The following is an 18,806-nucleotide window of genomic DNA, read 5'->3' on the forward strand; positions in this document are numbered from 1 at the left end:
GAAGATGAAACTCTGGGAAAAAAACGTCCAAGTAAATAAAAACGTAGAAGTATACACTGTTGGCCGCGATCGCGAACTAGATATTTATCTGGCTCCATACGATGTGTTAGGATCAATGGCACATATAACAATGCTCGAATCGATAGGTCTGATTGAAAAAGAAGAATTACCTATTTTGCTGAAAGAGCTAAAAAACATCTACGAGATTGCGCTAAAGGGTGAATTCGTTATCGAAGAAGGGATCGAGGATGTACACTCACAAGTAGAACTTATGTTAACACGTAAGTTAGGTGATGTAGGTAAAAAGATACATAGCGGACGTTCTCGAAATGATCAAGTACTAGTTGACTTAAAACTATTTACACGCGATCAAATTCAGCATCTGGTTGAAACAGTATCTAAATTGATTGATGTTTTAATAGATCAAAGCAATAAATACAAGGATGTATTGATGCCTGGCTATACGCATCTACAAATCGCAATGCCTTCATCGTTTGGACTATGGTTTGGTGCATATGCCGAAAGTCTTACGGACGATCTGCAAGTAGTGCAAGCCGCTTACAGGATCTGCAATCGCAACCCATTAGGATCTGCAGCAGGATATGGTTCGTCATTCCCTCTGAACAGACAAATGACAACAGACTTATTAGGATTCGACTCAATGAATTACAATGTTGTTTATGCTCAGATGGGACGTGGCAAAACTGAAAGAATAGTAGCGAATGCTATTGCTGGAATTGCAGCAACAGTATCAAAACTGGCTTTCGATGCATGCATGTTCAACAGTCAGAACTTTGGATTCATCAAGCTTCCTGACGAGTATACAACCGGATCGAGCATTATGCCTCACAAGAAAAATCCAGATGTATTTGAACTTACGCGTGCAAAATGCAATAAGCTTCAAAGTCTTCCTATCGAAATCACTCTGATATCGAACAATCTTCCGACTGGATATTTCCGTGATTTGCAGCTTATAAAGGAATCATTTATTCCTGCATTCGAAGAAATCAATGATTGTCTTTCGATGACTACTCGGATGATGAGCGAAATCAAAGTCAACGAGCATATCCTTGATGATGATAAATATCTCTACATATTCAGTGTAGAAGAGGTTAATCGTCGTGTACTAGAAGGAACTCCATTCCGAGATGCCTACAAGCAAGTAGGTTTAGATATCGAAGCTGGACAATTTACGCATGACAAAAAAGTTCAACACACACACGAGGGTAGTATAGGTAACCTATGCAATGATCGTATTATGGCGTTGAAACAACAAATCATTGACGGATTCAATTTCGACAAAACAATAAAAGCTGAGCAAGATCTATTGAACTCAGCTAATTAATTACATATCAAAGAGCAGCAATCAGCTATGAAGGATACTTCTGAAATCATATTAGTCAACATTACCGGCGAAGACAAACCTGGTGTCACAGCCGATCTTACAGCCGTACTGGCAAAGCACGAAGTTAACATTCTGGATATAGGACAATCGAATATCCATCATTCACTTTCGTTAGCTATTATGTTCGAGGCTGTAAATGCCGGAGATGTGATAAAAGATCTACTCTTCAAAGCAACAGAAATAGGCGTTATGGTAAGGTTCTCCCCTGTAAGCAAGGAACGTTATCACAGATGGGTAACATTGCAGGGTAAAAAGAATCGCTACATAGTAACTCTACTTGGACGTGATTTAAAACCGGCTCAAATATCTGCAGCTGCCAGAATCACACAAAAATACAAATTGAATATCGAGAAGATTTCTCGTATTACAAGACGTAAGCCTATTGATTCATGTGTTCTTCCCAACAGATCATGCCTTGAACTTTCTATCAGAGGCACCGTAGAAGATGAAGCTGAATTGAAGGCTGAATTCATGCGCTTATCAGGTGAGCATCATATCGATATCGCTTTTCAAGAAGAAAGTATCTATCGTCGTATGCGCCGATTAATCTGCTTCGACATGGACTCTACATTGATCCAAACAGAAGTTATCGATGAACTGGCTGATCGTGCAGGTGTAGGTGCTGAAGTTAGAGCTATCACAGAAGCGGCTATGCGTGGTGAACTAGATTTCTCTGAAAGTTTTAAAAAACGCATTAGTCTGCTTAAAGGTTTGGATGAATCAGTAATGAAAGAAATTGCCGATAATCTTCCTATAACAGAAGGCATGACACGTTTAATCCGTATTCTAAAGAAAAGTGGCTGCAAACTAGCTATTCTTTCGGGGGGATTCACATATTTCGGAAATTATCTGAAAGAAAAATATGGCTTCGATTACGTATATGCTAACGAGCTGGAAATAGTAAACGGAAAGCTAACAGGCAGACATATCGGCGACATTGTTGATGGCAAACGCAAAGCTGAATTATTGCGTCTATTGGCTCAGGTTGAGAAAGTTGACATTCGTCAAACTGCAGCTGTTGGAGATGGTGCGAATGATTTGCCTATGCTAGAAGCTGCCGGATTAGGTATAGCATTTCATGCGAAGCCAAAAGTCAAAGCCAATGCAAAACAATCATTATCTACTGTCGGCCTAGATGGAGTATTATATTTCCTTGGTTACCGCGACTCAATGTTAATTGGCGAAGAATAAACCGAATTAGCAATACAAGAAATAGAAAAAGGCTAAACTTCAAAAAGTTTAGCCTTTTTCTATTCTTTTGATTCTTATTTTTTCGTTTTACTTGCAGCCTTTGGCTTTGCCTCTGCTTTAGCCTTAGTTGCTTTCGACTTTTTCTCAGCCGGTTTAGCAGGCTTTTCTTCTTCCACTTTCTTTGGTTTAGCCACCGATTTTACTATTTTCTTAGTACTTAAAGCATCTACTTCTGCAGTAAGTTTTTCAATCTCCAAAGCCTGATTATGGATAGTTTGCAGCAAAGAGTGTAATTCTTCGTTATCAATTGATTTAGGATATTCTGCATAAACTCTTTCTTCAAAATCACTCAACACATTCATATATGTATTAAACGCCTCGTAAGGAGAAGCATATGGACTAAATGGCAGCGCTGTTTTAGTTCCCATATAGTAGAAATGATCACTTGATTGCAGATACCACCAATCTTGTTTCAGTGCACGCGATCGGCTCATTCTGACTCTTTCCCCTATTCCATACAGCTTGTTAGCTGCTTCTTGCTGAAGAATATTACCCATCCATACCGATGTATCTTTTTCTTCGCCAATCCACGAAATAGGTTCTGGCGTATAGATATGATCCACCACCTTCTGATTCTCCATCACTTCGGATGGTGTAGAGAATGTAATCTTACGATCTTTAGCCATACGAGGCAAAGCTTCCATAAACTGGAATATACCTGAGCTGGCTTTATGGAAATTACCTAATACCTCGTAATTCATAAACAGGTTAACAACTTTCTCATCCTTCGGAGTAGCTTCTACCCAACCCAAAAGTTTTTCAGCTGTTAGTGGATATTCATTCCAATTGTAATCTGAGAAATGAGTAGAAATTGCTTCACTCAAACCTTCATTACGTAATAAAAGTTTCAGATTAGGCTCTGCACCTGCATACAGATAGTTAGGGCTTTTCCATCCCAAAACATGTTTAGCTCCGGTAGTCAACATTCCCGAGAATCCCATTTCATGAACCATAGATCCAATCTCATCAGAATAAATTAGTTCCGAATTGCGGAATACCTTAGGCTTCTGCCCAAATAAGCTTTCTATACGATTTGCATGTGCTTTGACTTGTTCCTGAAATTCAACCTGATCAGTCAAAGATGCTAGAGAGTGTGCATAAGTCTCAGCCAAGAATTCAACACAGCCTGTATCGGCAAGACGTCTCAATCCGTCAATAACTTCGGGAGCAAACATTTCGAGCTGATCCAATGCTGTACCCGACACAGATATTGCAAACTTGAACTTTCCTTTGTGTTCTTTCACCATATCCAGCAACACGCGGTTTGCCGGATTGAATGAGCTGTTAGCAATATTCTGGATTAAATCTTCATTGGCAAAGTCATCATAATAATAATGATCCGAGCCAATATTGAAGAATCTATATCTTTTTAACCTATAAGGTTGATGTATCTGAAAATAAAAGCAAATTGTTTTCATAGTAGCGTTCTATTTACATAGTTGATTATATATATTTCTTACTTTCTGTCCGGCGTATTCCCATTTGATTTCATCGACTTCTTTCTTTCCTTCTACTTTCAGGAACTCAGCCATTGCCGGATAATGACAGATCGAATAAATGATATCGGACATGAGATCTACATCCCAATAATCGCATTTTACAGCTTTTGACAAAATCTCAGCGCATCCCGATTGCTTTGAAATAACAGAAGGAACACCGCACTGCATTGCTTCGAGAGGTGAAATACCAAATGGTTCAGAAACGGAAGGCATGACATATACATCACTGCTCTTCAACATCTCATACACTTGTTTTCCTTTTAGGAATCCCGTAAAATGAAAATGATCAGAGATACCTTTTTCTGCAGCTAGATAGATCATTTTCTCCATCATATCGCCACTACCAGCCATAACAAAACGTACATTGTCCGTTCTTTGAAGGACACGATCGGCAGCCTCAACAAAATACTCAGGCCCTTTCTGCATCGTGATACGTCCAAGGAAAGTTACAACTTTCTCTTTCATACCTCTAACTGGCTCTAGGGCTTCAATATCTGCGGGAAGTGGTTCAACAGCGTTATGAACTGTAGTTACCTTAGCCGGATTCTGATTGTATTTTTCAATAACAGTATTACGAGTTAGGTCACTCACACAAATAATATGATCAGCCTGATCCATACCATCTTTTTCGATACGATAAACATCAGGATTTACATTTCCACGACTTCGATCAAAATCCGTTGCATGAACATGTATCACCATCGGAACACCAAGTATTTTCTTAGCATGAATTCCCGCCGGATATGTCAACCAGTCGTGCGAATGTATTATATCAAATTTATCCGAACGGGCAATAACTCCTGCCACAATCGAATAATTATTTATTTCTTGCAAAAGATTATCAGGATATCTACCCGAAAAATCAATACAGCCCAAATCGTTTAATCCTATATAATTGAAATCGCCGTAAATATGCTCGCGAAGATCAAAATACAATTGAGGATCAACATGTTTAGGTAGTCTTTCAGATACATAATCCCAATTCACATCGCGCCAAGCGACAGGTGTACTTGAAGCTCCGATGATCCGCAAAAAGCTCTGATCTTCATCGCCCCAAGGTTTTGGCATAACAAATGTTATATGCATATCTTCTTGCATTGCCATGCCTTTGGTTAATCCATAACTAGCAGTTCCGAGCCCGCCCAGTATATGGGGAGGGAATTCCCATCCAAACATTAATGCTTTCATATATTATCAGGTTCAGATTCTACATTCATTTTCTTCAATTCATCCAAAGCGCTCAACACTCCCGCGACATTCTTTGCGTCAGATATCGCCCCGTGACCGCAATATGGTAAACTTCCATCGTACATTTCGGATAAAGAGCCAATACAGCTATTCGACATTTCATCCTCTACTCCTATAAGCAAACGATCGAGGAAACTATATCCACTGCGTTGGAATATACGCTTGTACGCGATCAGGTAAGTAACCAATAATGATGGGTATGCAGCTCCATTTCCTTTAAAGAAAGCTTTATCATTAATATCTCCCTCATAACGAGCCCTGAAGTTAGCACTCTTCGGACTTAGCGAACGGATACCCTTAGGTGTAAGCAACTCTTTTGTTACGATATCAAGAATCGACTTCCCTAACCTACGATCAATCAAGCCATATCGAGAAGATACAGCAAACAACATATTGTGACGCACTTCCAGATCCGAATAGTTTCCATCTACATAATCGTACAGATAGCCATAATCGTTCACAAAAGTCAGAAGGAAAGCACCTTTTATTTTGCGTGCTTCGGTTTCCAGCTTAGCAGCAACTTTATCTTTAGTCAGACTTTGAGCTATCTCGCTACCAAACATCAAACTATTATACCACAGTACATTCATCTCGACAAGGCAGCCTCTTCTGTCTGAAACAGGATAAATACGACTATCTAGTTTTTCATCCACATACAATAAGCCGTCTTTTTGTAAATGAATTTTAGGGTGTTTATCGTTTAATAAGAATTGAATTATATCAAGTACTAACTGACTGTATTTTTCTTTAAATATTTCAGGCTCAACGTCTGCAAATTTATTTAATGAATGGACTAAGCAGAGCAGAGCATCCGGTGCATCCATATCCTCTATGTAACCGGTAACCGGTTGATTTTTCAACAACTGATATACTGCAGGAATTGCTGTATCTACAACTTCTTCGAATGCTTTCGGACGTCCACATCCTATAGTTAAGCCCGTCGAAGCCAGAAACTGAGCGCGTGCATCTATTCGCCCCCATGGATAACCATTAAGAAAATACAATTCATTTTCATTGGGACGATAGTAGAACTGATGGGCCGAGTTCTTCAAGCAATTATAAAAAGAAGATCTCGGAGTGCGTTTTTTCACTCCTTCTTCAAAGCTTTCTACTAAGGTTTTAGGATCAATCTCTGTATCGCCTGCAACGAAAATTATAGATTCGCCTTTTTTTATTGGCAATTCGAAATAACCCGGCACATAAAGATCTTCTTTATATGGGAACCCTTCCTGCTGATCTTGAATATACTCGATTCCTTTATTCCAATTTGGTTCGAATACAAATTTTGCATTCTTATTGAATTGCATAAATAGTCGAGGGTAGCCTGCATACATGCACATGCTTATCCCGTTATTCTCTTCTTTATAACCATGATTAGCTATCGAGTTTTCTTGAGTCAGCTGATTAATCTCGCGAAAAGCCAGAAATGGTCTGAATCTAATCGTTGTTGGCGAATGTGCATCCAGCAATGTATAACGAATCAATATTTGGTTGTTGCTCAACGAGAACATTTTCTCCTTCGACAAAACAACCCCACCAACGCGATATACAGTTTTGGGCAATGAGTCGCATGAAAACTCACGGATATACTTATGCCCCATAGGGCTATAATGATTCCCGTCATATTTATGAATTCCGAGATTAAATTCAGCTCCATGCTGAATTACAGTCTCATCTAAAGAGGATAGCAATACATGATTGCTATTATCCAAAGCAGGTACTGGCATAACCAAAAGTCCATGTTGCTTTCGTGTATTGCACTCAACCAGGGTTGTGCTGTGATATGCTCCTCGCCTATTAGTTCTCAAGATTTCTCTTTCGAGCGAATATTCGAGATTCACCATCCTGCTTTTATCAAACTTCAAGTAATTATTAATCATTTCTTATTCCAGTTTTGACAGTGTTATGTATTTTTCATATTGAAATATTCAAAATATATGATTTAGGTTATATATTATGCTATTCCCTGATTACTCCTAGTAAAAATAATAAAAAAAACATAATAGTCCTTCTTTTATGTCAAGAATAAACAGCTTGTCGAGCCGATACATTCTTTTATTCGTGTTTTTGTCTAAAATGCATAGATATGTCTTCGAAATCCTTTAGGCAATTTAATTTATAAATAAACGGCATTTATATCTTATTTAAAATCATTATTAATATTGGAAACAAATAAACTTAAAAGCTAGACTAGTTAAGCTAGGATTTTTATATCTTTGTTTCCCATATAATTTACAGTCGCACATAAACTTTTAAATATAGTTTAATGTTATTATCAATCACATGGGACGTAAGTCCTGCTATATTCGAAATTTTCGGACGCGAAATCCGTTGGTATGGTCTACTATGGGCTTCAGCTCTATTCTTGACAGCCTTTATCGTCCAGAAGATGTACAAGCATGAGAATCTTCCCGAAAAATGGTTTGATTCATTGTTCATATATGTTGCCACAGGCCTTATTATTGGGGCACGACTAGGACATTGCCTTTTCTACGATCCGGTTCACTATCTGAGCGCGCCTTGGGAGATGCTGAAAATCTGGGAAGGCGGACTTTCCAGTCATGGTGGAGCAATAGGTATGCTAATCGGAATTACTTTATATTCGAAGAAAGTTACCAAACGAAGTATCATTTGGGCATTAGACCGTTTAATAGTCGGGGTTGGCTTAGGTGCAACTTCAATTCGTTTAGGAAACTTATTCAATCACGAAATATATGGTGGCCCAACGGATATGCCATGGGGATTCCGTTTCGTTGAAAATATACACAGCTGGATGCAGGGTGCCGAACCGATCTATACTGTACCAAGCCATCCAACTCAGATATACGAAGCACTTATCTATTTTCTGACATTCCTACTTGGCATGTATATGTATTGGGTTAAAGACTTAGGAAAAAAACAAGGACTAATTTTAGGTGTATCTCTTATATGTATTTTCTTCTCGAGATTTATGATCGAATTTATAAAAAACCTTCAAGAAGATTTCGAGGTGAGTATGGTTGCCGATTATGGCATCAATATGGGGCAATTACTAAGTATCCCATTTATCATATGGGGAGTATGGTTAGTATGGAATGCCCTAAAAAAAGGCAATACAACTTTATCGACAAAGAAATAAATAAAAAAGAACAAGTTAATATATTTACAAAATCATGTTTAAACCGATCGAAATAACAGAAGACCTATTTTATATAGGTGTTAACGACCGAACCAAAGAATTATTTGAGCATCTATGGCCTCTTCCGAAAGGCGTATCATATAATTCTTATTTGATAGTTGATGATAAAACAGCATTGTTTGACACTGTAGATATTTGCTATTCAGATCTGTTCTTCCAAAAACTGGAAATTGCACTGAACGGGAAACAGCTGAATTATATTGTCATTAATCATATGGAGCCTGATCACTCTGGCTCGCTAAGACTTTTGCGCGACCGCTATCCCGAAGTAGAGATAGTAGGAAATAAGAGAACAGCCGATATGATTAAAGGTTATTACGGAATCACCGATAACGTAAAAATCATAGAAGACTTTGAAGAACTTTCGTTGGGAAAACACTGTCTGAAATTCTTCCTGACACCGATGGTTCACTGGCCTGAGACAATGATGACCTACGAAACAACTAAGAAAATAGTTTTCTCGGGAGACGCATTCGGAACATTCGGAACTCTTGATGGAGGAATTACTGACACTCAGTTACACCCAGAACGTTATTACGATGAAATGGTTCGCTATTATTCGAACGTTGTAGGTAAATTTGGTTCTCCTGTACAAAAAGCATTGGAAAAATTAGCTGATGTTGAGATCAAATATATTTGTTCAACTCATGGCCCGGTTTGGACTAGAGAAGATCAGATCAATAAAGTCGTTTCGATCTATGACAAACTAAGCCGTTATGAAGGTGACGAAGGTGTAGTCATTGCTTATGGTAGTATGTATGGTCATACTGAACAAATGGCTGAAACGATTGCCTACGAATTAGCCCAACATGGTATCAAGGAAGTTATTCTGCATAACGTATCAAAACGTCATCACTCATATATCATCCGCGATATTTTCAAATACAAAGGATTAATCATCGGATCGCCGACTTACAACAATAAACTTTATCCGGAAGTTGAATATCTGGTATCAAAGATTGAAAGTCGCGATATGAAAAATCGTTATTTCGGATACTTCGGATCATTCACTTGGGCTGGAGCGGCAGTACGCAACCTTTCGAAATTTGCTGAAGCTTCGAATTTCGAAGTTGTCGGTTCGCCTATCGAAACAAAACAATCCATGACAGCCAACGACTATGACGCCTGCATAGCCTTGGGTAAAGCCATGGCCGACCGCTTGATTTTGGACAGAAAATAACAATTTTAGAATACATTTCTCAGAAGCAGTGTCTAAATAGTTATTTAGACACTGCTTCTTTATTTATGCAATCCATATAGTTATAAAAAATGCTTTTTTACTATATTTGTGCTACAATCTATTTAATTAAAAAGACTACAATATTACAAAGATGAATACACTTAAGATATCAGACAGAGGTTTAGAAATGCCCAACTCGCCGATCAGAAAACTAGCACCATTATCTGATGCAGCAAAGGCCAAGGGATTGAAAGTGTACCATCTAAACATTGGACAACCCGATTTGCCTACTCCACAAATTGGACTTGATGCTCTAAAGAATATTGACCGTAAAGTGCTGGAATACAGCCCTAGCGATGGCATCAAATCTTTTCGTGAAAAGCTTGTAAACTATTACGCTAAATATAAAATTAGTCTGACAGCCGAAGATATTATTATCACAACCGGCGGTTCAGAAGCAGTACTTTTTGCTTTTCTGGCTTGCCTAAATCCCGGAGATGAGATTATCGTACCTGAACCGGCTTACGCAAATTATATGGCGTTCGCCGTATCGGCAGGAGCAATAATTCGCACGATCCCCTCAACAATAGAAGAAGGCTTTGCACTGCCTCCAGTCGAGAAGTTTGAAGCTTTAATAAACGAACGCACCAAAGGCATCATGATTTGCAACCCTAACAACCCGACCGGATATCTATATACGCGCTCGGAGATGGAACAAATCAAAAATCTAGTTCAGAAATATAATCTATATTTATTTTCGGACGAAGTATACCGCGAATTTATTTATACCGGATCGCCATACATATCAGCTTTCCATCTGGAAGGAATTGAAGACAACATTGTATTAATTGACTCTGTTTCGAAGCGCTACAGCGAATGTGGAATTCGAATTGGAGCATTGATTACAAAAAATAAAGAAGTACGCAAGGCTGTCATGAAATTCTGTCAAGCACGTCTAAGTCCTCCTCTAATTGGCCAAATCATTGCAGAAGCTTCGCTGGATGCAAACGAAGAATACCTGAGAGAGATGTACGACGAGTATGTAGAACGCCGTAAATTCATGATTGATCGCCTCAACAGGATTCCCGGAGTTTATTCTCCAATTCCTATGGGAGCATTCTATACCGTCGTAAAGCTACCAGTAGAAGATGCTGATGAATTCTGCGCATGGTGTCTATCTGATTTTGAATATGAAGGACAGACAATCTTCATGGCTCCAGCATCGGGTTTTTACATGACTCCCGGACTTGGCAAAAACGAAGTGCGTATAGCATATGTATTAAACAAAGAAGATCTAAGCAAAGCTTTGACAGTACTGGAAAAAGCTTTAGAAAAATATAATAACATCAATAAATGAAAATTCAGTTAGTATTTGCAACCAACAATGCACATAAGTTGGAAGAAGTAAGAGCTATAGTCGGAAACAGAGTCGATCTGCTAAGCCTAAACGACATTAATTGCCACGAAGATATAGACGAGACCGGCTTGACTCTCGAAGAAAACGCTCTTATTAAATCAAAATACATTAAGGAAAAATATAATTTCAATTGCTTTGGTGACGATACTGGCCTTGAAGTTGAAGCACTGAATGGCGCTCCCGGAGTATTCTCTGCCCGATATGCAGGAGATGCACACAACTCTGAAGCCAACATGCTGAAGCTATTGAAAGAAATGGAGGGTAAAGAGAATCGTAACGCACAATTCAGAACAGTAATTTCTCTTATATTGGACAACAAGGAATACTTGTTCGAAGGTGTTATAAAAGGACGTATTGCAACAGAGAAGAAGGGTGAAAATGGATTTGGATATGATCCGATATTTATTCCAGATGGCTATGATAAGACATTTGCTGAATTAGGAAACGACATAAAAAATGAAATCAGCCATAGAGCAATAGCGACTCAGCGTCTTTGCACTTTTTTAAATAATTTATAAGACATTACATATCAATAGTATAAGTTTTTAATTATATTTATCATACGATTAAAAACTTATACTTATGAAACAGACAAAATATATTTTAGCTATTGTTACAGCAGCTCTTTTTTCTCTAATGAGTTGCAACACCTTAAAACAAGATAGATCTGAAGACTATCTCGACACTGCGAAACTACAACAACTTATCGAACAAAAAAGCTTTATTTTCGACGCTCAGCATGTTCGCCCGATGCAAGGGCCCAGCCGTGCACTTACATCGAATTATACGCTTCGCCTATCTGGTGACACAATCGAAGCATATCTACCATATTTCGGGCGTGCATACTCGGCTCCCAGCAATACGCAAGAAGGTGGCATAAAATTTAAATCAACAGACTTCGACTACAAAGTAGACCAACGAAAAAATAAATCATTCGATATTACGATAAAACCGAACGCAATAGGGAACCGCGATTTGGAAGGAATTATTCTGTATCTCAATATCTTCGAAGGAGGTTCGACAACACTTAATATTAATATGACAAATCGACAACCGATTAGTTTTTCAGGCACAATATCACCTGATAAAAAACCATAATCTAGTATCCATCAGCCAGATAGTCACAAATCTAAAAAAGTCCTCATATTTAGTCATATAGTCTCAATAATTTTGTAAATTTGTAGTGATCTAAACCAAAATTCTGAGTTAAATTATATTACTAAATAAATATTCGTTTATAAGATGGCTTTAAAATTTATGTCTGCCGCTGAGGCTGCAGCACTAGTCAAACACGGTGACCATGTTGGCTTTAGTGGATTTACTCATGCTGGTTGTCCAAAAGTTGTACCGGTTGAAATTGCAAATATTGCAAGAAAAGAACACGAAAAAGGAAATCCTTTCCAGATTTCAGTATTCACCGGAGCATCGACAGGCGATAAAATCGATGGCGAATTAGCGAGAGCTAAAGCTATTAAATTCCGCACACCTTACCAAACATGCAAAGATTCGAGAAATGGTATCAACAATGGCGAAATCGAATATTGTGACTTACACCTGTCAACAATGTCACAAGACATTCGCTACGGATACTATGGCAACATTGATGTTGCAATTATCGAAGCTTGTGATGTTACAGAAGACGGAGAAATTGTACCTACAGTAGCAGTTGGTATTTCACCAACAGTAGCACGCCTTGCTAAGATTGTTATCGTAGAATTAAACAGACACGTACCTAAAGGCTTGAGAGGTATGCACGATTTAGCAGAACCGCTAGATCCTCCTCATCGCAAAGCCCTTGACATCTACAATGTAAAAGACAGAGTAGGAACTGAATATATAAAAGTAGATCCAGCTAAGATCATCGTAGTAGAAACAGACGAAATTGGAGAAGGTGGTAAATTTGCTCCAGTGGATGAAATCACGGCTAAGATTGGACAAAATGTTGCAGACTTCTTCGTAAACGAAATGAAAGAAGGTCGTATGCCTAAAACATTCCTTCCTGTACAATCAGGTGTAGGAAATATTGCGAATGCAGTATTAGCTGCGATGGGCGACAGCAAAGACATTCCAGATTTTGAGGTATATACTGAAGTTATCCAAGACGCAGTAATCGACTTAATGAGAAGCGGACGTGTTAAGTTTGCCAGCGGATGTTCGTTAACTGTAAGTAACGAATGCATGGAAGAAGTTTACAAGGACCTTGATTTCTTCAAAGACAAAGTAGTTCTTCGTCCTGCTGAATACTCAAATAACCCTGAAATTGTACGCCGTTTAGGTATTATTGCTATCAATACAGCTATCGAAGCAGACATCTTCGGAAACATCAACTCAACTCACATATCAGGAACAAAAATGATGAATGGTATTGGCGGTTCGGGTGACTTTACTCGTTCGGCATACGTATCTATCTTTGTTACTCCTTCGGTTGCAAAAGATGGTAAGATCAGCGCAATCGTTCCGATGGTATCGCACGAAGATCACAGCGAGCACTCTGTTAAGATCATTATCTCTGAATATGGTGTAGCTGACCTTCGCGGAAAATGTCCGAAAGAACGTGCTCTTGAAATCATCAACAAGTGTGCACACCCTGAGTATCGCCCAATATTATTGAAATATTTGGAAAATGCTGAGAAAAATTTCCCTGGACAAACTCCATTCGATATGTACAATGCTTTCTCTTTCCACAAAGCTCTTCGCGAAACTGGCGATATGAGAAATGCTAAAATCGAAGAAATTTAAACTATTTACAGTTATATCTGTTTAATATATGAAAGACCTTTCCGTCAAACAGAAAGGTCTTTTTTATTACCAAAATTACATAACATATGGACCTATATAGTATCAGACGCGACTTTAGCCTCAAAACACTTGACGAGAGTGATGCTCTGGACAACCCAATAGAGATGCTGCAACTATGGATTGACAATGCTATTGAAGTGAAAGCATTGGAACCTACAGCAATAACGGTATCAACAGTATCTGCTAACGGCCGCCCTTCGTCAAGAGTAGTATTACTAAAACATCTGACCAATGATGGACTAGAGTTTTTTACAAATTATGAAAGTAAAAAGGGAATCGAAATAGCAGAAAACAGCTATGTAGCCATTAATTTTATTTGGCACGAACTTGAACGTCAAGTACGAGTAGAAGGCATTGCTTCAAAATTGAGTGAAGAACAATCAATAGCATATTACAACATGCGTCCACGATCAACACGTATAGGTGCATGGGCCTCTCCTCAATCTCGAGTTATTACAGACAGAGCATACTTGGATAATCAAGTAGAAAAATACACAAAAGAGTTCGAAGGCAAGGAGATACCTAAGCCTATTCATTGGGGAGGTTATATAGTTAAGCCCGATCTATTCGAGTTCTGGCAAGGTAGGAGCAGCAGACTTCATGATAGAATTCAATATACGAAAGAGCATGATGTTTGGAAAATAGAAAGATTAGCTCCATAAAACAAGATTAAGCTAATTCGATATTGAAGGATAAAGATATTACCTTTGTAAGAAATTTCAATCAGACAATCAGATAATGACAGTTCTATACGAAGACAACCACATAATCGTAGTTAATAAGACAAGTTCGGAAATTGTACAAGGAGATAAGACCGGCGATAAACCTCTATCGGAAATCGTCAAAGAATATCTTAAGGAAAAGTACAACAAACCCGGCAATGTCTTTTGCGGTGTTACTCATCGTCTTGACAGACCTACGAGTGGAATCGTTGTTTTCGCTAAAACTAGTAAAGCATTGAGCAGACTGAACGAAATGTTCAAGACGAAAGATGTAAGAAAAACTTATTGGGCTATTGTTAAAAATCCGCCAAAGCACCCAATTGGAACATTGAAGCATTATCTGGTAAGAAATGAGAAGCAGAATAAATCGTACGCTTACGATAGCGAAAAGCCAAATTCTAAGCTTGCCATTCTCCATTACAAGACCATAGCTAGATCTGACAATTATACTTTGCTGGAAATTGACCTGGAAACAGGTAGACATCATCAAATACGTTGTCAACTTTCGAAAATAGGTTGTCCTATAAAAGGAGATTTGAAATATGGGGCAGATCGTTCGAATCCGGATGGCAGTATTTCTCTGCATGCCCGCAAGATTTCATTTATACATCCAGTGTCTAAGTTAGAAATAGCAATAGAAGCCCCTACTCCGCAAGATAACTTATGGAGAGCAATGGAAGCAAGTATCAAAAAATAATTAATTCTGATTTAGTCCGACACGAAAGGTATAGCTATTCGCAACTCCTTCTTTGATTATATCTTTCAATTTAGGATAGTCGTAATATTCCTTCACGACTGTTCTTATACGTTTCTTATTACCAGGATTGAAACTTTCCAACACATAGGCCGACTTTGATCCACCCTGAGATTTGTATTGAATTTCAGCTTCTACTAATCCTAGAGTATTCACTACATAAAAGACAAATATCGGAGAATCTATTTCCTTTACAACATCATTCACCGAATGAAAATACTCATAAGCAGAGATAATCTTATCTCCTACTTTGAAAATATCGACACAAAACTTTTCAGCAAATTCGCCATCTGTCAATAAACCGTTTTCATATGCCTCATACAATACAGATTTATATGTATCTCCTATCTCATAATCGCCTAAAGCATAACAACATTGCACGAGTCTGGAATATGTCATATAATCATCCGGAAAATACTCTGCCAGTTCATTATAAGCAACTATTGCCTGCGAGAAATTACCTCTATCCATCTCCATCGTACCTATATTATACAGGACGGTTGCATATAATTCCTGATCTTTACGAATATTCTTTTTAGCATCGTAGAAAGTTTCCAGTGATTGCTTATGATTACCTTGATAATCATAAATATCAGCCAACATAAAATATGCCTGTTCGCTTGGTTTCTGTGCAGAAATACCTTTTTTGTAATACTCGATTGCCTTCGAAAGATCTTCTTTATCGCGGTATGCATTTGCTGCATCCGTATAATATTTTCCTTGAGAAGGATCCAGTTCTATAGCTTTTAGAAACGAAGGCAATGCCTCTTCCGATTTTCCTTCTGTCACAAGAACTAATCCTTTCAACTGATGTGCAGATGAGTTTTTAGATTGACGAGCGAGTAATTTTGATACAAAGCTATCTGCTTTGCTCAACTCATTAAGCATATAGTACGACCAACCGACATAAAGAAGTTCTTCATCAGTCATCTTCTTTACATCTTTTGTTTTATACTGATTTATTATATCGTAATATTGTTCTTCTGCATACAATGTTTTAATATCTTTCGGCTTCTGTTGTTCGATATTATTAGCATTCGGAATATTGGTAGCTGACGCAACTATACTAAAGCAAAAGGCGAGTAAGGCTATCGTGATATATTTTTTCATAGGAATATCCTTTTAATATTATAGATCAAATATACGAATATTTATAGTTCTAATCATTATGATACATAAATCTTAGAAATACGATTTCAATTTTTTCCGAAAAGGATATATGATTTTCCTACTATAGAATAGCGAGAATAGAGTCTTCTGATGCAAACACTGTATGATCGAGCAGAATGGTTATTCCGATAGCAATAAGTATTAATCCTCCAATTATATTGATGCTCAACTTATAACGTCTACTAGCTTTGCTACCGAACACAACCCCTAATATACCTACACAAAATGTAACAATACCAACTACCAATGCTGGAACAGTAATTTGAATACCTACCAGCGAAATAGACAAACCAACTGCCATAGCATCTATACTGGTAGCTACCGAAAGGGTAAACATAGTTTTAATATTAAGAGGATTGAACGGACGAACTTCGATATCTTCATCTTTATTCCTCAACTCATCGCGAATAACTCTTATACCAAGAAAGACCAAAATAGAAAAAGCAATCCAATGATCATATTGATCAATATAATCTACGAAAGAACGGCCTACCAACCAGCCGATAATAGTAAGCACCATCTGTACAAAAGCCAACATACCTGCTATCTTCAGTACATTAATCAGCCTATGATTCTTTATAATAGCTCCGCTGGTCAAAGCAATAGCCAAACTATCCATTGACAGACCTATAGCAAGAACAATTATCGTAATTATATCCATCGGGTAATCTCGTCTAAAGTTTTTCGCTTTTTAGCCGGTTTTACATTTTTATCTTCTGCTTCATAACCAATAGGAAAAAGAGCAATAGCTTCCTCCTCAGAAGGTATATTTAATGCTTTCGTCAATATTCCCAGATCGAAGTTGCATACCCAACAAGTACCTAACCCACAATCTGCTGCAGCCAAACAAATATGTTCGGCAACTATTGCGGCATCTATATCTCCCGAGTCTTTTCCATCTTTACGCTTCCAAGATTCTTCTGAATTTTTAGTCACGACAATATAAACCGGAGCATCATACATCCATGTTCTGTCATAACTTCTAAGAACTTCTGACTTAACATTCGGGTCTTGTATAATATAAAATCGCCAAGGCTGAAAATTGCATGCCGATGGGGCCAATCGCGCACATTCAAGAATATATTCCAGTTTCTCTGTTTCGACTTCTTTTGTCGAATAATTTCTTACCGAATAGCGTTCTTGAATCAATTTGAGTAAACTCATTTTGTCAAATACTTTAAAAAATCTTATAATCAAAATGCCACTCAGTAAGGGTGGCATTTTCTCTATATTTCTTCGTCTATCTTGTAATTATTTCGTTCTACGGCATTTCGGGAGATCAGTTCACCCAAGAAACCTGCAAGAAATAACTGAGTCCCTAGTATCATTACCGTCAGTCCAATGTAAAAATATGGAGAGTTGGTAACTAGAGGATGTGCTACACCCTGACTCATAGCGTGTAATTTTGCTGCACCCAATATAACTACAGCAATCAAGCCTAAGAAGAACATTGCTGTTCCCAGCAAGCCGAAAAAATGCATCGGTTTACGTCCAAACTTAGACAGAAACCAAAGCGTCAGCAAATCTAAATAGCCATTAAAGAAACGACTAATTCCAAACTTTGTCTTGCCATACTTACGTGCTTGATGATGCACCTCTTTCTCCCCTATTTTTTTGAAACCTGCGTTTTTAGCCAGATATGGGATATAGCGATGCATATCGTTGTACACCTCAATATTCTTAACTACAGCATTACGATAAGACTTCAATCCACAATTGAAATCATGAAGCTTTATACCCGACACAGCTCGTGCTGTCGCATTAAATAACTTCGTCGGAATTGTCTTTGTAAGAGGATCGTAGCGTTTTTTCTTCCAGCCCGAAATCAGATCGTATTTCTCTTCTTTAATCAGTCTATATAATTCAGGAATTTCATCCGGACTATCCTGCAAATCGGCATCCATTGTTATAACAACATCTCCCTGAGCCTTAGCAAAAGCACAATGCAAAGCTGGAGATTTTCCGTAATTGCGACGAAAACGGATAGCATGTATTACATCCGGATTACTCGCTTTCAAATTATTTATCACATTCCACGAGTCATCGGTACTACCATCGTCTACAAAAACAACCTCATACGAAAAGTTATTTTCTGTCATCACTCGTTTGATCCAAGCAAAAAGCTCGGGAAGTGATTCGTCCTCATTATAGAGTGGTATAACTACTGATATATCCATATCTTA

Annotated in this window: 17 protein-coding genes; 10 read left to right on the forward strand and 7 right to left on the reverse strand. The window is 38.0% G+C overall.

Annotated features, from left to right (window positions below; translation table 11 throughout):
- The first annotated feature begins 4 nt into the window (after positions 1 to 4).
- Entirely contained in the window at positions 5 to 1,345 is a 1,341-nt protein-coding gene (gene argH, locus C1A06_RS14135; RefSeq protein WP_101690794.1) for an argininosuccinate lyase, read from the forward strand.
- Between the two features lie 27 nt (positions 1,346 to 1,372).
- Complete coding sequence (serB, locus tag C1A06_RS14140; protein WP_101690795.1) at positions 1,373 to 2,596, forward strand: phosphoserine phosphatase SerB; 1,224 nt, start codon at positions 1,373 to 1,375, stop codon at positions 2,594 to 2,596.
- 74 nt (positions 2,597 to 2,670) lie between these two features.
- Here serB and C1A06_RS14145 read toward each other — a convergent pair whose 3' ends face one another.
- Genes C1A06_RS14145 through C1A06_RS14155 form a run of 3 tightly spaced genes read right to left on the reverse strand, consistent with a single transcriptional unit; the run spans position 2,671 to position 7,283 of the window.
- The gene (locus tag C1A06_RS14145; protein WP_101690796.1) at positions 2,671 to 4,074 is read right to left on the reverse strand and encodes a glycoside hydrolase family 57 protein; all 1,404 of its coding nucleotides are present in this window, start codon (positions 4,072 to 4,074) and stop codon (positions 2,671 to 2,673) included.
- Positions 4,075 to 4,083: 9 nt separating this feature from the next.
- Positions 4,084 to 5,343: a glycosyltransferase gene (locus C1A06_RS14150; RefSeq protein ID WP_101690797.1), complete on the reverse strand. Its 1,260-nt coding sequence runs from the start codon at positions 5,341 to 5,343 to the stop codon at positions 4,084 to 4,086.
- Positions 5,340 to 7,283: a glycogen debranching enzyme N-terminal domain-containing protein gene (locus C1A06_RS14155; protein WP_101690798.1), complete on the reverse strand. Its 1,944-nt coding sequence runs from the start codon at positions 7,281 to 7,283 to the stop codon at positions 5,340 to 5,342. Before C1A06_RS14155 ends, C1A06_RS14150 begins: the two co-directional genes overlap by 4 nt.
- A 386-nt stretch (positions 7,284 to 7,669) precedes the next feature.
- Here C1A06_RS14155 and lgt point away from each other — a divergent pair, with 386 nt between their 5' ends.
- The 8 genes from lgt (at position 7,670) to C1A06_RS14195 (ending at position 15,396) form a co-directional block, all read left to right on the forward strand.
- Positions 7,670 to 8,521, forward strand: a complete 852-nt coding sequence (gene lgt, locus C1A06_RS14160; protein WP_101690799.1) for a prolipoprotein diacylglyceryl transferase — start codon at positions 7,670 to 7,672, stop codon at positions 8,519 to 8,521.
- A 34-nt stretch (positions 8,522 to 8,555) separates the two neighbouring features.
- On the forward strand, positions 8,556 to 9,761 hold the full coding sequence (locus tag C1A06_RS14165; protein ID WP_101690800.1) for an FprA family A-type flavoprotein: 1,206 nt from the start codon (positions 8,556 to 8,558) through the stop codon (positions 9,759 to 9,761).
- A gap of 151 nt (positions 9,762 to 9,912) precedes the next feature.
- Positions 9,913 to 11,118: a pyridoxal phosphate-dependent aminotransferase gene (locus C1A06_RS14170; RefSeq protein ID WP_101690801.1), complete on the forward strand. Its 1,206-nt coding sequence runs from the start codon at positions 9,913 to 9,915 to the stop codon at positions 11,116 to 11,118.
- Positions 11,115 to 11,696, forward strand: a complete 582-nt coding sequence (locus tag C1A06_RS14175; protein WP_101690802.1) for a non-canonical purine NTP diphosphatase — start codon at positions 11,115 to 11,117, stop codon at positions 11,694 to 11,696. The genes C1A06_RS14170 and C1A06_RS14175 overlap by 4 nt, the downstream gene beginning before the upstream one ends.
- Positions 11,697 to 11,760: 64 nt before the next feature.
- A complete protein-coding gene (locus C1A06_RS14180; RefSeq protein WP_101690803.1) occupies positions 11,761 to 12,276 on the forward strand; it encodes a DUF4251 domain-containing protein in 516 nt (171 codons plus the stop codon).
- Positions 12,277 to 12,420: 144 nt separating this feature from the next.
- A complete protein-coding gene (locus C1A06_RS14185; protein WP_101690804.1) occupies positions 12,421 to 13,917 on the forward strand; it encodes a butyryl-CoA:acetate CoA transferase in 1,497 nt (498 codons plus the stop codon).
- Between the two features lie 86 nt (positions 13,918 to 14,003).
- A complete protein-coding gene (pdxH, locus tag C1A06_RS14190; protein WP_101690805.1) occupies positions 14,004 to 14,639 on the forward strand; it encodes a pyridoxamine 5'-phosphate oxidase in 636 nt (211 codons plus the stop codon).
- A gap of 76 nt (positions 14,640 to 14,715) precedes the next feature.
- A complete protein-coding gene (locus tag C1A06_RS14195) occupies positions 14,716 to 15,396 on the forward strand; it encodes an RluA family pseudouridine synthase (protein ID WP_101690806.1) in 681 nt (226 codons plus the stop codon).
- On the opposite strand, the gene C1A06_RS14200 is transcribed toward C1A06_RS14195, so the two are convergent.
- The 4 genes from C1A06_RS14200 to C1A06_RS14215 all read right to left on the reverse strand — a co-directional run bounded on the left by C1A06_RS14200 (position 15,397) and on the right by C1A06_RS14215 (position 18,800).
- Complete coding sequence (locus C1A06_RS14200; RefSeq protein WP_101690807.1) at positions 15,397 to 16,563, reverse strand: tetratricopeptide repeat protein; 1,167 nt, start codon at positions 16,561 to 16,563, stop codon at positions 15,397 to 15,399.
- Between the two features lie 121 nt (positions 16,564 to 16,684).
- On the reverse strand, positions 16,685 to 17,284 hold the full coding sequence (locus tag C1A06_RS14205) for a manganese efflux pump MntP (RefSeq protein WP_101690808.1): 600 nt from the start codon (positions 17,282 to 17,284) through the stop codon (positions 16,685 to 16,687).
- The gene (locus C1A06_RS14210; protein ID WP_101690809.1) at positions 17,275 to 17,787 is read right to left on the reverse strand and encodes a nitroreductase family protein; all 513 of its coding nucleotides are present in this window, start codon (positions 17,785 to 17,787) and stop codon (positions 17,275 to 17,277) included. The genes C1A06_RS14205 and C1A06_RS14210 overlap by 10 nt, the downstream gene beginning before the upstream one ends.
- Positions 17,788 to 17,849: 62 nt before the next feature.
- Entirely contained in the window at positions 17,850 to 18,800 is a 951-nt protein-coding gene (locus C1A06_RS14215) for a glycosyltransferase family 2 protein (RefSeq protein ID WP_101690810.1), read from the reverse strand.
- Positions 18,801 to 18,806: the final 6 nt, after the last annotated feature.

It is taken from the genome of Dysgonomonas massiliensis (assembly GCF_900240225.1).
In the GTDB taxonomy this organism is placed as follows: Bacteria; Bacteroidota; Bacteroidia; order Bacteroidales; family Dysgonomonadaceae; genus Dysgonomonas; species Dysgonomonas massiliensis.

Bases quoted from the DNA above. Each gene is read 5' to 3' on its own strand.
- argH (WP_101690794.1), top strand. From the start codon at position 5: ATGAAACTCTGGGAAAAAAACGTCCAAGTAAATAAAAACGTAGAAGTA.
- serB (WP_101690795.1), top strand. From the start codon at position 1,373: ATGAAGGATACTTCTGAAATCATATTAGTCAACATTACCGGCGAAGAC.
- C1A06_RS14145 (WP_101690796.1), bottom strand. From the start codon at position 4,074: ATGAAAACAATTTGCTTTTATTTTCAGATACATCAACCTTATAGGTTA.
- C1A06_RS14150 (WP_101690797.1), bottom strand. From the start codon at position 5,343: ATGAAAGCATTAATGTTTGGATGGGAATTCCCTCCCCATATACTGGGC.
- C1A06_RS14155 (WP_101690798.1), bottom strand. From the start codon at position 7,283: ATGATTAATAATTACTTGAAGTTTGATAAAAGCAGGATGGTGAATCTC.
- lgt (WP_101690799.1), top strand. From the start codon at position 7,670: ATGTTATTATCAATCACATGGGACGTAAGTCCTGCTATATTCGAAATT.
- C1A06_RS14165 (WP_101690800.1), top strand. From the start codon at position 8,556: ATGTTTAAACCGATCGAAATAACAGAAGACCTATTTTATATAGGTGTT.
- C1A06_RS14170 (WP_101690801.1), top strand. From the start codon at position 9,913: ATGAATACACTTAAGATATCAGACAGAGGTTTAGAAATGCCCAACTCG.
- C1A06_RS14175 (WP_101690802.1), top strand. From the start codon at position 11,115: ATGAAAATTCAGTTAGTATTTGCAACCAACAATGCACATAAGTTGGAA.
- C1A06_RS14180 (WP_101690803.1), top strand. From the start codon at position 11,761: ATGAAACAGACAAAATATATTTTAGCTATTGTTACAGCAGCTCTTTTT.
- C1A06_RS14185 (WP_101690804.1), top strand. From the start codon at position 12,421: ATGGCTTTAAAATTTATGTCTGCCGCTGAGGCTGCAGCACTAGTCAAA.
- pdxH (WP_101690805.1), top strand. From the start codon at position 14,004: ATGGACCTATATAGTATCAGACGCGACTTTAGCCTCAAAACACTTGAC.
- C1A06_RS14195 (WP_101690806.1), top strand. From the start codon at position 14,716: ATGACAGTTCTATACGAAGACAACCACATAATCGTAGTTAATAAGACA.
- C1A06_RS14200 (WP_101690807.1), bottom strand. From the start codon at position 16,563: ATGAAAAAATATATCACGATAGCCTTACTCGCCTTTTGCTTTAGTATA.
- C1A06_RS14205 (WP_101690808.1), bottom strand. From the start codon at position 17,284: ATGGATATAATTACGATAATTGTTCTTGCTATAGGTCTGTCAATGGAT.
- C1A06_RS14210 (WP_101690809.1), bottom strand. From the start codon at position 17,787: ATGAGTTTACTCAAATTGATTCAAGAACGCTATTCGGTAAGAAATTAT.
- C1A06_RS14215 (WP_101690810.1), bottom strand. From the start codon at position 18,800: ATGGATATATCAGTAGTTATACCACTCTATAATGAGGACGAATCACTT.